This is a genomic window from Rufibacter aurantiacus, from assembly GCF_017916345.1.
In the GTDB taxonomy this organism is placed as follows: Bacteria; Bacteroidota; Bacteroidia; order Cytophagales; family Hymenobacteraceae; genus Nibribacter; species Nibribacter roseolus.
Genome location: NZ_JAFMSV010000002.1, coordinates 1,128,248 through 1,139,717, shown reverse-complemented (window position 1 = coordinate 1,139,717; position 11,470 = coordinate 1,128,248). Strand labels below are relative to the sequence as shown.

Annotated in this window: 11 protein-coding genes; 5 read left to right on the top strand and 6 right to left on the bottom strand. The window is 53.3% G+C overall.

Features of this window, described 5'->3' with window-relative positions; translation table 11 throughout:
* The first annotated feature begins 53 nt into the window (after nt 1-53).
* Both J3P34_RS09855 and J3P34_RS09850 read left to right on the top strand, forming a co-directional pair.
* Nucleotides 54-1,310 (top strand): PAS domain-containing protein, encoded by a 1,257-nt coding sequence (locus J3P34_RS09855; RefSeq protein ID WP_210488249.1) that lies wholly within the window; start codon nt 54-56, stop codon nt 1,308-1,310.
* Between the two features lie 49 nt (nt 1,311-1,359).
* A complete protein-coding gene (locus J3P34_RS09850) occupies nt 1,360-1,710 on the top strand; it encodes a histidine kinase (protein WP_210463262.1) in 351 nt (116 codons plus the stop codon).
* A gap of 99 nt (nt 1,711-1,809) precedes the next feature.
* Here the strand turns inward: J3P34_RS09850 and msrA are convergent, their stop codons facing one another.
* Nucleotides 1,810-2,475 carry a peptide-methionine (S)-S-oxide reductase MsrA gene (msrA, locus tag J3P34_RS09845; RefSeq protein WP_210488247.1) on the bottom strand — a complete coding sequence of 222 codons (666 nt, stop codon included), beginning with the start codon at nt 2,473-2,475 and terminating at the stop codon, nt 1,810-1,812.
* 139 nt (nt 2,476-2,614) lie between these two features.
* Between msrA and J3P34_RS09840 the strand changes: the two genes are divergently transcribed.
* The 3 genes from J3P34_RS09840 (at nt 2,615) to J3P34_RS09830 (ending at nt 5,083) form a co-directional block, all read left to right on the top strand.
* On the top strand, nt 2,615-2,884 hold the full coding sequence (locus tag J3P34_RS09840; RefSeq protein ID WP_210488245.1) for a hypothetical protein: 270 nt from the start codon (nt 2,615-2,617) through the stop codon (nt 2,882-2,884).
* A 181-nt stretch (nt 2,885-3,065) separates the two neighbouring features.
* The gene (locus tag J3P34_RS09835; protein ID WP_210488243.1) at nt 3,066-3,419 is read left to right on the top strand and encodes a hypothetical protein; all 354 of its coding nucleotides are present in this window, start codon (nt 3,066-3,068) and stop codon (nt 3,417-3,419) included.
* 1,124 nt (nt 3,420-4,543) lie between these two features.
* Nucleotides 4,544-5,083 (top strand): ferritin, encoded by a 540-nt coding sequence (locus tag J3P34_RS09830; protein WP_210463266.1) that lies wholly within the window; start codon nt 4,544-4,546, stop codon nt 5,081-5,083.
* Between the two features lie 64 nt (nt 5,084-5,147).
* Here J3P34_RS09830 and J3P34_RS09825 read toward each other — a convergent pair whose 3' ends face one another.
* The 5 genes from J3P34_RS09825 to J3P34_RS09805 form a co-directional block, all read right to left on the bottom strand.
* On the bottom strand, nt 5,148-5,420 hold the full coding sequence (locus J3P34_RS09825) for a (2Fe-2S) ferredoxin domain-containing protein (protein ID WP_210463267.1): 273 nt from the start codon (nt 5,418-5,420) through the stop codon (nt 5,148-5,150).
* A 151-nt stretch (nt 5,421-5,571) separates the two neighbouring features.
* Nucleotides 5,572-6,132: a hypothetical protein gene (locus J3P34_RS09820; RefSeq protein WP_210488242.1), complete on the bottom strand. Its 561-nt coding sequence runs from the start codon at nt 6,130-6,132 to the stop codon at nt 5,572-5,574.
* A gap of 171 nt (nt 6,133-6,303) precedes the next feature.
* Nucleotides 6,304-9,723, bottom strand: a complete 3,420-nt coding sequence (locus J3P34_RS09815; RefSeq protein WP_210488240.1) for a DUF7948 domain-containing protein — start codon at nt 9,721-9,723, stop codon at nt 6,304-6,306.
* A gap of 231 nt (nt 9,724-9,954) precedes the next feature.
* Nucleotides 9,955-10,500, bottom strand: a complete 546-nt coding sequence (locus tag J3P34_RS09810) for a YfiT family bacillithiol transferase (RefSeq protein WP_210463270.1) — start codon at nt 10,498-10,500, stop codon at nt 9,955-9,957.
* A 94-nt stretch (nt 10,501-10,594) separates the two neighbouring features.
* Nucleotides 10,595-11,467 carry a phosphate/phosphite/phosphonate ABC transporter substrate-binding protein gene (locus J3P34_RS09805; protein ID WP_210488238.1) on the bottom strand — a complete coding sequence of 291 codons (873 nt, stop codon included), beginning with the start codon at nt 11,465-11,467 and terminating at the stop codon, nt 10,595-10,597.
* Nucleotides 11,468-11,470 lie beyond the last annotated feature (3 nt).

Sequence of the window (11,470 nt, the reverse complement as noted above, 5' to 3'; positions counted from 1 at the left end):
CCTGATTGCCTTATTTTTGGCGCTGCATTCCTCCCGAAGCCTAACCTCTGTATATGGAATTCTTTGATTATTTTATCAATATCCCTGAGAACATTGTGATTGTTTCTCCTGAGTTCAAGATTCTGGCTGCCACAGACCGGTACCTGAAAACCACTATGCGCAGACGGGAAGAAATCATAGGGAAGGTCTTTCTGAAGGAAGTGTACCAGGAACCAACCATTTCTTTTGAGGAGAACCCGGTGATCATCTCCATCAAGAAAGCCATGGAAACCAAGAAGGTTGACTACCTGGATGTGCTCAGATATGACCTGGAAAAGCCGGTAGAGGAGGGCGGGGGCTACGATACCCGCTACTGGGAGGCATCACACACGCCGGTGCTGGATGAGGCGGGCAACGTGCGGTTCGTGATCCAGAACACATCTGATGTAACGGAACGCGAACTGGCCAAGCAGGCCCGTAAAGCCAGCGAAGAGAAGTTCAAGTTCCTCACTGATGCCGTGCCGCAGCTGATCCATACCGCCGAGCCCAACGGCGCCTGCACCTACGTGAACCAGCGCTGGCTGGACTATACCGGCCTGCCGTTTGAAGAGTTCATGGGCAGCAGCTGGCAGAAAGTAATCCATCCAGATGACATTTACCGCGTTACAAACCGGCAGAAAGAAGCCATCTACGCCGAGACCGAGTTCCAGGCCGAGCTACGCATTAGGAGCAAAGACGGTAGCTACCGCTGGTATCTGGTAAGAAGCCTGCCCATGAAAGATGAACAGGGCAAGGTAATTATGCGCGTGGGCAGTGCCAATGACATCCACAGCACCAAACTGATGGTGCAGGAGATCCTGGAATCAAATGAGCAGATGTCTGTCCTTTCAGACCAGGTGCAACAGGCGTTCCAGAAAGCCGAGGATCAGCGCCTGACCTTGGAGCGCCTCATTATGCAGGCACCCGCTATCTTTGCCATCCTGAAAGGGGAGGAGCACCGGTTTGAACTGGTGAACCCGCAATACCAGCAACTGATGCCCGGCAGAGAACTTACCGGAAAAACGGTGAAGGAGGCAGTGCCGGAGGTGGTTGAGCAAGGATTCCTGCAGATCCTGGACAATGTCTATACTACTGGTCAGCCTTTTGTAGCCGAGGAAATTGGCGTGGAAATGGACTGGAACAACACCGGACACAAGGAGAAGCGTTACTTTACCACCACCTACCAGCCCCTTATTGAGGCAGACAAGGTAACTGGCATCATTGTTTTTGGGTATAATGTCACAGACAAAGTAAAGTTAAGACAAGAGTTGGAAACACTCAGAAAAGGGTAACGCCCCAATTGAGGTTTAGAACTATCTATTAGAAGTAGTTTTGCTGCAAATGAATCAAGCGCAGGTAGATTTCCAACAATTACGGATTAAGCATATTCTGTTTAAGTCAAAAGTGCGTTCTGTGCTTTACGGCGGCACGCATGATGCTGACTTTTTCTCGCGGAACGGACCCATCAACATCTGGTTTAACTCTGTGGGTTTTTCCAGATACAGAAACGTTGCTGAAGTACTGGAGCTGAAGCAGGTTCAACAAGACCTGAGCTCCGCCGCCGATGCTCTGTTTAGCCTCTATGACCGCGGCAAGATAGACGAAGCCCAGAATGGCCTTGCCCGGATTGAGGAGTTGTCTGGCCAGTTCCTGGAATTACTTTCCAGGTTAGAAGGCAAGTTAGCCGCTTAGGCTTCAAAAGATAAAAAAGCAAAGAGCGCTGTTCCCTGAGGGGCAGCGCTCTTTGCTTTTTAGAGTTCTGGTATTCTGGTTTAGACCTACGGTGCAGGCTTATTCCCCGTCTTTCAACTTCCCATCCATCTTCTTTTTGAATTTCTCCACCTTAGGCGTAGAGACCGCACGCATGTATGGGTTGTTGGGGTTGTTGCGGTAGAAATCCTGGTGCTCTTCCTCGGCGGGGTAGAAGGCTTTGAAAGCTACCACTTGGGTCACAATAGGGGCTTGGAACGCCCGGGTACTGTTCAGTTGCTTGATGTAGGCATCTATCTGGGCTTTCTCCTCTGGGGTGCGGTAGAAGATGGCCGAGCGGTACTGGGTTCCTTCATCTGGGCCCTGGCGGTTGAGGGTGGTAGGGTCATGCGCCGCGAAGAATGCTTCCAGCAGGGTATGGTAAGAAATCACCTTAGGGTCATAGTAAATCTGAACGGCCTCGGCATGGCCAGTGAGCCCAGTGCTCACCTGCTCATAGGTAGGGTTCTTGGTGGAGCCGCCGGTGTAGCCAGAAACCACGTCATAGACGCCTTTCAGCTTCTCAGCGGCTTCCTCGGTGCACCAGAAACAGCCACCCGCGAAAGTAGCCACAGAAAGGCTATCGCGGGAAACACTGGGTTGCTGGGCTGTTGGTTTAGTGGATGTAGCGGCTTGTTTTTCTTTCCGGCCCTGGGCGCAGGAGGTGAAACCCAACAGGAATATACAGGCAAAAAGGAGAAGTCTCATGATTTGGATACTAGGTAAAGTACATATGAGTAGAACCGTAAAAGTACGGTAAAAGTTTAGGGGCGTGCCGGCGCAGGGTGGGTAACTTTTTGGGTTTGGCTTCGTCCAAAGAATAGTTCACTAACCTTTCTGTAAAACTATGGCAGAATCTGCGAAAACCACCACCGACCATAACACCATCAAGAAATGGGCCGAGGCCCGCGACGGCAAACCCGCCTCAGTAAAAGGCACCGGCGACGGCGATGAGGCCGGCCTGCTGCGCATCAACTTCCCGGGTTACGCCGAGGACAACCTGGAGGACATCACCTGGGAAGAGTTCTTCGAAAAATTTGAGGAAAAGAAACTGGCTTTCCTCTACCAGGATGAAAAAGACAGCCGCTTTTCCAAGCTAGTGAAACGAGAGAAATAGGTTGTATGCGTATTTTTCTCTTGAAGCGTTTAGGGCTTGTTTCCTCTAAAACAGGCTCTAAACGCTTTTTTCTTGCCTGCGGCAGAAAATTGAGCAATATTATTCTTATTTATTTGGACTAATTCTAAACTGATGCTATTTTTGTAGTGTTCCCTTTTGAGCAAATCAGTAGAATTGCCTTATGCCCACCCCCCAGAACCTACAAGAGCTATTCCGGACCATTTACGGCGCTGTTTACCAGTGCAACAGGTATAACTGCTATCTTGTGGAGTTCGCCGGCGGCATTTCGCCTTTCAAAGTGAAGGATTTCATGGCCCTGAAGCAGCACGTAGACGCCATCAACGTGGAGGCTATGCTGGAAGACCCCTCCCGCGCCTCAGATGTACATGTGCTCATGCCCTACCGCTCAGAGCGCTGCTTCGTGTTAACCCTCACGGATGTGCTGCATTTCCAGGAGTTGCTGCAAGGCGCCCGCGCGATGATGTCTTTGAACAGTATGCTGTACGAGTGCCTTTACGCTCCCGCTGTTTACTAAGTCTTTCTTCTTCTTTATTTCTCGTTTTCTCTTTTCTTCTTTCCCTTGTTTGGGCCTTTTCTTCGTATAGGCCTTTTTATTGTTTGTTCCTGTTTTGGGATTGATCTTCTGCAGGCTGGTTTCCTACTTTTGATGTATTTTCTGGAAAACGCCTGCCAAACGTAAAGTCACCCTTCGGCGGGGTAGGGGGATGACTTCTCCTGCTGTTCATTTTACTTTCTCTGGTTCAAGTCTGTGACTTGGACCTACCATGGTCTGCAGTTTGCAACTGCAGTGAGGCGTTAGCCTCAAAACTACTTCTCGGGTCTTTACCCCAACTACCCCCTTGCTCAGCTTCCAGAGCTTGCTCCTCCGTTTGGAGGTTTGTCACTTTTCTCCTTGATGAGAAAAGTAACCAAAAGAATCAAGAAGAAAAGAAACTCGCTGACGCTCAAACAGTCTTTTCTTCACTTTCTGTGACACCCCGCTGCCGCTATTTATTGCATAGTGAACTTATGCCACTGCCATTGGAGAAGCCACTGCCTGCGGTCGGCAGAGGTTGGGTTACGCACGCGCCCAACCTCCAACGACCTGCATGGTCCTGCCCTGCTTGAAGAGGCGCTGCAATGCCTGCATCGTCCTAGCGGACGGGTGGAACGCTTGCGTGGTTGTCTTGTTCTCACCGGTTTTTGAATGCAGAGACAAGGCATGCCTTGTCTCCCACGGTTCTAATGCAATAAAAGGCAGCTATCGGAAATCAACCGGAAATAACCGACGCTACCTGAAAGGGCACGCACAAGAGATGCCCCTACATTTCTCACCGTTCTCCGCGTAACCCCGCCCACCGTTGTTGGTGTTATCACCAACAACCAAAATTATGGTTCAACCGCCTTCCCACACATGGCGGAACTCCCCTCCTCGGAGGGGTAGGGGTGGGTTACGCGTTCAGGAGCCATTTTCAAGAAAACAGGTCCAAAACACAGCTACAACCTTATCAGGCTCCTCTTATCCCTTCTACAGACCTGAATTTAGACTGAATCTGTATTACGCCAAAAAGGGCTTTGGCAAGAACAAAGAGCGGCTTTAACCGGTATATTTGAGTTAGGCCGCTTATCCAAGTCAGGCTGCAAAAGGAGATACAGACCATGAAAGATTTACTGAGATTGCGTACCTCTCTTTCAGAAGAAATAGAAACGCTTTTAAACGAACAGATAAAAGTTGAGGCCCATTCCTCGGCTACGTATTTGGCTATGTCCAGCTGGTGCAACCGCCAGGGATATGACTACAGCGCCGATTATTTCATGAAGCAGTCGCATGAGGAGCGTGAGCACATGCTCAAGCTGTTCAACTTCGTGGGTGATCTGGGCGGCCATGCCATTTCCCCTGAGGTGGTGAACATTCCGCAGGAGTTTGACTCTTTCCGCGATGTATTTGAGAAGGCGCTGCAGCAGGAGATTTTTGTGACCCAGCAGTTCAACCGCCTGGCCGACCAGTGCATGAAGTCACGGGATTACATGACGTTCCAGTTTCTGCAGTGGTTCCTGAAAGAGCAGGTGGAAGAGGAGTATGTGGCTCGCCGCGCCCTGGAGCTGTTTGACGTGATCGGTGAAGAAGGCACCGGCCGTTGGGAGATTGACAAGCACGTGCGCAAAATAAAATATGACAACGACACCGCCGGCGAATAACCTTTGTAGAAGGCTTCCCGTATAAAAAGCAAAACCCCTCAAGCCCGTAAGCCTGAGGGGTTTTTTATTTGCCCAGCACCTGTTCTCTGAAAACCTGCAGGATTTGTGCTTCGCTCATATCGTGGAGCCAGATGTTCTGCGGCTGTATACTGAAAATAGGTCCGTGCTTGCAACGGTCGGTACAGTCGGTTTTGATGATCTCTACCTCGTCTTTCAGGCCGGCCATTTTCAGTTGGTCGCGCATGTTCTTCCGGATTTCCTTGCCGCCGCGTTTCTGGCATTTGCCGCTTCCGCAGGCGTAGATTACCTGGCGTGGGGTGGTTGGGTACTTACTCATATAAAGCGTGGATGTCTCCTCTCTTGTACGGCCCCGGTCTAGAATGGCTGTCTTATCTTTGTTTCGCCTGCCGTTTCAACGCCTTTTGTTTTCCTGTTTTAAAACCGATTCTTTAAAATCAGCCATAAAACAAGAAAAGCCGCTAAAGGCGTTATTCTTCGTAAGCGTTGCGTTGCCGCTGGGTTTTGTAGATCTGCCAGATATAGAGCAGGATGCCGCCGGCCAGTAACCCATAAATAGCATAGGTGAGCGCCCCGTTGTTCTGCTGGTACACAGTGTCTTTGCCCTGGAAAAAGGTGAGGTTCTTGGCCGGCGCAGATAAGCCGTACAGCCGGCGCACACCGCCGTTTTCCAGCACATCTTCCCGGTCGCTGTACTCCACACGCAGCCGGTCGCCGGGTTTAAGGGCGGCTTTGAAGGCAGTGGTATCAAAGACGGCTTCCTGCTGACCGGAAAGCTCAAACCGCTCAGCGAATTCTTTAAGCCAGATGCCGTAGTCTCTATTTCCCTCGGGGGTTTTCTTGAATGAATAGTTGATCAGGGTTCCTTCCTTCACCATCAGGTCCTGCACATGCTTCACCTCCTGCGTCAGGTTCTTGAAGACCAGCAGACCTAAGCCCATAATGATCAGAAGAATAGCAGGCATGAACTGACCCGAGATGGGCAAAGGGAAAGTAGGAACGCCTAAAGTGCGTCTACCGCGTTTTGACATAGTATGTTTGAATAAGATAAAGTCCTAAAAGTATTAAAACTATGCCGGTAATAGAAGAGTTCGTTTAAGGCGGGCTTCTTTCAGGTAAAATTAAATATGGCGGAACTGCCGTTCCTGGGGCCTCAGGAAATGTGACTTTTGCAGTACTAATCCTTTTAGTGGTTTAACAGGTCATTTCAGAATTTCCACCCATCCTTTGGCGGTGTTGCCTTCCGTGTCTTTGAGGATGTAAAAATACGTGCCTTCAGAGAGATTGCCGCCGTCCCATTTCTGGTTGTAAATTTTCTGCTGGTACACCTGTTTTCCCCACAAGTCATACACAATGATCTCGGTGGGGAAGCAACTGAAGTGCTGCACAAAGGTCTGGTTTTTATCATCGCCATTGGGCGTGAAGATATTGGGGATAAAAGGCGGCTCCACTACCACTTCCCCTACTTCCAGGGTTTCCTGGCAGCCGTTGCCGTACGTGGCAATCAGGGTGACTTTGTACTTACCCGGGGTTTTGTACAGGTGGCGGGGCGAATGCTCATCTGATTGGGTGCCGTCCCCGAAGGTCCAGGTAAAGGTGTCTGCGTTGGTGGTGCCGTTGGCGAAGGCCGCGTTGAAAGGCGCGTAGCCCGAGATGGCTGGGTTGTCAGGGCAGCTGTTGGCGAGTTGCGCTTGCATGGTGGGCACCGGCGGCATGTTGATCACCTTGGTATCTGTCACCGGGCAGGGAGCCGAGATGGAGTAAGACGCGGTGATGGTACCAGTAAAGCCGGGCGGCGGTGTGAATACACCTGTAGGGGAAACGTTGGTGCCGCTCCAGGTGCCTCCTGCAACGTTGGCCCGCAGCTGGAAGGGTGCGAGGCTGCCCGGGCACAAAGTGGTATCAGGACCAATCTCTACCAGGGGTAGAATCACCTCCACGGTAATGGAAGCAGAGCCGCAGATGCCGTTAGAGCCGTCACTGCGGTAAGTAATTACGTGCTTGCCCACCCCGGCCACTGATGGGTTGAAAAGGGAATCGGTGACGCCTTTCCCGGAGAAAACGCCTCCCGCCGGTGAGCCGGTCAGTTGGATGAGTTCCTTTGAGTTGGCGCAGTACTGGTTTCCCGGAATGGTGAGGGTATGTGGCACGGGTGGTGTCACGACCATGACCATGGTGTTGGAGATGGCGCAGGAACCGGTGCCTGTCACGGTATAGGTGAGCGTATGGGAACCTACCATATCCAGGGTGGGCGTGAACTTGTAGGCTCCGTTCACCTTAGAAACCCCATTGCCTGTCCAGACGCCTCCGCTGGGGGAGCCTGCCAGGTTCACGGGGCCGGCCTCCAAGCAAATCTCCTGGTCAGGACCGGCATCGGCGCGTAGTTCCTCGGCAAAATCAAATTTGAAGGCGGCGTTGTTGCAGTTCAGGCTGTTGTTGGTTCTGGAGTAGTAATTGGCCCCGGCCGGGATGGGAAAGTTTGACTTAGCCTGGCACCCCCCGCACACTGACTGGTACACGTAGCCTTTCTTGTCAAAGCGGCTGGTGCCGCCGTCAACGTGCTCAAAACTTCCGCCGGTAATGTTCTGGTTGCCGCCGAAGAAAGTGGCGTAGAGGAGCTCGCTGGCGTTTGTGCCCAGTTGCATGAGGTAGAAGTCGCCTCCGTCTGTGGTAGTCTGGGCGGCTCCTGGAGTGATGGGCAGACCCGTAGTGGTGCCGTTGCCGTAAAACCCGCCGTTGTTACTGCCGCCCCAGCCAGAGACGTAGATGCGCTGGCAGTCATCCACCAGAAAAGCGGTGGGCGAAATGTCAATGGTGGTGCGCCCAGCGCCAAACACGGTAGACCAGGCGGTGGTGGACAAGTCATTGCTTAGTTTATGCAGAAACTGCCGGCCGCCCTTGTTGCTGTAGGTGCCGCTGGTCACCGGGTAACCGCCCAGAGTCTGACCCAGCAGGTACACGGCGTTGTCGCCGTCCAATTGCAGGAAATAGGTTTGGTCATAGGCCTGGGTGCCCAGGAAAGTGGCCGCCATGATAGAAGAGCCCGTGTTGCTGATCTTCAGCACAAAACCGTCTGTATTGCCCGCGGAGGTTGGTTTAAGCCCTTTGGCGGTGCCGGGAAGGGTGGTGCTGGTAGTACCGCCGCAGACGTACACCTGCCGGTTCTGGTCCAGTTGGATGGAGTAGGCCGCATCTGTGCCGGTGCCGCCGTAATAACTGGCCCAAAGTACCTGGCTGAGGTCCGGAGAAAGCTTGCAGATGACCGCATCATTTGAGCCGCCGTGCATCTCTGACCGGAATCCGTTCGTGGCGGGGAAATCATCAGAAGAGGTGTTGGAGGCGATGTACACGTTCCCGTCCGGGTCAGTGATGATGTCGCCGCGGTACTGGTCACCGTAGTTCTGGACCAGGGTGGGCAGCGAGTTGGGTCGGGCCAGGAGACCGTCGTTCTGGCTGCCACCCAGGAAAGTGGAGGCCAGTAACTTGTCGCCGTTTTTGCTGAGGCGGGTAATCACAAGGTCAGACCCGGAGGTATAGGAAGGGTTGCCGCCCGTGCCAAGCGGGGTGATAGGATCACCGCCTTTGAAGGTGCGGCTCAGCGCCGACGCAGTAGTAGGGTAGTCAGCGGAACTGGAGGTGCCCAAAACCAGGAGTTCGTCAGAGGCGTTCACTACCAGGCTGTGCGGGGTCTCGGTGCTGCTGCCACCAATGTAAGTGGCATACAGGCGGGCTGCGGGGCCGCTTACCTTGGTATCATACTTGATAATGGCCATGTCCCACATGCCATTGAAAGCCATGTCAAAGGCGCCTGTGTTGGTGGGGTACCCGGTGCCGGAGACAATCCCCCCGGAATACATGTTGCCCTCGCTGTCATAGGTGGCGGTGTAGCCCCAGTTGTCGGCGATGGAGCCGGTGAAGGAGGAAAATTCTACCACCGGGTCAATCACCAGCGTGTAGCGGTTATCAAAGCCATCGGGGAATTGGAAGGTGACGGTCTGGCCAGAGAGTTGGTAAAGGCATTTGACTTCCACGCGCCGGTTCTGCACCATCTGGTAGGCCACGGGTTTGTGCTCCTTTACATCACCCACCGAGGTCTCCACCTGCAGGTTGCCGTCTTGCAAGGACAGCTTGGTGGCGCCTTTGTACCTGATTTTGATTTGGTCTAGCGAAGTGCCCGGTGCCACATGCAAATCATACTTCAGCTTGCCGGCCTGCTCATAAAGCGTAAGGTCTACCCCATTGTAAAGGCCTTTATAACGCACCTGCCGGAAGCCCCGGGCACCGGAGCCCCACTTTTTGGGGTCTTTGCCCAGATAGTAATTCCGGGTCCCTTCGGTGACTTCCTGCGGCTGTAGCACAGGAGCCGGATTGGCATTCTCAAAAGTGACGGAGTAGGCGTGGCTTTTAAAGACATCTGGTGAGGCCGAGCTGCGCAGGGTGGCCCCGGCCGCCTGGGAGTGCCCGTGGTTTCGGGCTGCTGCTACTGCCGTGGAGTCATGCAAGACGTACATAAAGCCGGTGGGCTGCAGAAAAATTTTGCCTCCCCAGACATCGGCAGCGAAAGCCACCTGGCTGGGCCATTGTCCTTTGTTCTCCACAAACTCCAGGGTGCGGGAGTCCATGATATTGGTTCTGCTCTTTACAGCCTGAGGCGTTGGCGCAGGCGCAGGTGCCGAGGCCCCCGTAAAGAATTCTAACAGGGTCCAGAAGGCAGAAACAATAAAAAGGGGAGGGGGCAGGCTCATTGTCAGAAATTGAAACTTCTGACTAAAATAAACTAATTTTCCTATAAATCAGCTTCCTGGCCCCTTTTGTTTTTAGGTTGACTTCAAAAAAATAGGCAGAAAACCCAATTACCAGCCCATTCTTTCTTTGAGGGAGGTGATATGCCCCACGTGGTGCTCCCCGTGCCAGGCGTACATGCCTGCTACCTGAAACAGATAGGTCTCGCCGCTTTCCGGATGGATGTAGGACCGGTGCCATTCTTCCATGCAAAGAGAACGGAGCAGAATAATCCAACGCTGGTGCAGGGCTTCCAGCATCTGCAGGGAAAGCGCGGGGTCTGCCCAGTGCGCATCCAGAAGGTAAGCCCAGGAAGATTCTTCGTAAGGTTTGATGGTGGGGGTATTCTCAGTGAGGGCCAGCCTTACCCGGGTATAGGCATTGAGGTGGCTGTCGGCGAGATGGTGGACGACCTGGCGCAGGGTCCAGCCGCCGGGGCGGTAGGGCGTGTCCAGCTGTTCATTAGACAGGTTATGGATGGCGGCGCGCAGTTTGGCGGGCAGCGCCTCAATGGCCGTGAGCGACTGCTTCACAAAGGCAGACCCATATAAAGGGGGTGCCTCATATCTTCCTACAGGGTAGCGTAAAAGTTCAAGGGGCAGTGTTGGTGTTTCCATGCAGATACAGGACTAGTCTCAAACAAATCTAACGAAATAGACTATTCTTGGCTGCGTTTTGGGGCTTTATTTTTAAACTATGGGCAAAACTATTTTACCGCAGAAGACCCGCCAGATCTTGGGCATGGGCGGTAGAAAAGGGCTGAAAACGCGAGGCGCCTCGGGCCTTGGGCCAACCTTGCAGGAGGGTTCTAAACGCAGCGCTGTTCTGCACGTGCAACTGGGTTAAGGATGCTTGCAGTTGCTGCCGGAGTTCTGCGGGAAGCGAGGCTTTCACCACCACGGGGCCCAGCGGAATCTGGCCCGAGGTCCAGAGCAGGGTGATGTCCTCCGGGTACACCTGCCAGTTCTGCAGCTGTTGCAGTAACTCGTCCAGTCCGCAGGCGCCTACCTGGGCCAGGCCGGCCTTCACCTGCTGCACTACCTGGGCATGGCTCTGGGTGTACTGCACTTCCTCAAAAACCTCTTCCAACGTTCCAAAGCCATTCTGCCGCAGAACCTGACGCTGCAGGTGATTTCCCGAGGTGGAGTGTTCACCAGCCAGTAAGATGCTGGTAGGTCCTGGCTTGCTCTTAAGCTCCTCCAGACGCTGAATGCCCGATAACCGGCTGGCGAAAAGGCAAGCCTGGTAGTTCTTTTGCCCGGGAGGCGTTTCCAACGTTGCCAGAGGTTGAACGGCCGGCACGGCATCATGGGAGAGCAGCAGAAAACCATAGGTGTTCACCAGTGCCACATCTACTTCCTGCGCCCTGATGGCCGCCAGCAAAGCCGGGATAGTGGGGTAACTCACGGCCCGCACCGGTCTGTGCAGGGTTTGCTCCAGGTGGCTGGCCAGCGGCTGCAGGTTCTCCAACCGGTTGTGCTGGTCGAGGGCGTAAGTGGCCACCACCAAAGGACCTTTCTGGTCCTGGGAGAAGGCGGTCTGGCAAAATGTGAAAAACAGGAAAAACAGGAAAATGGCTTTCATGGC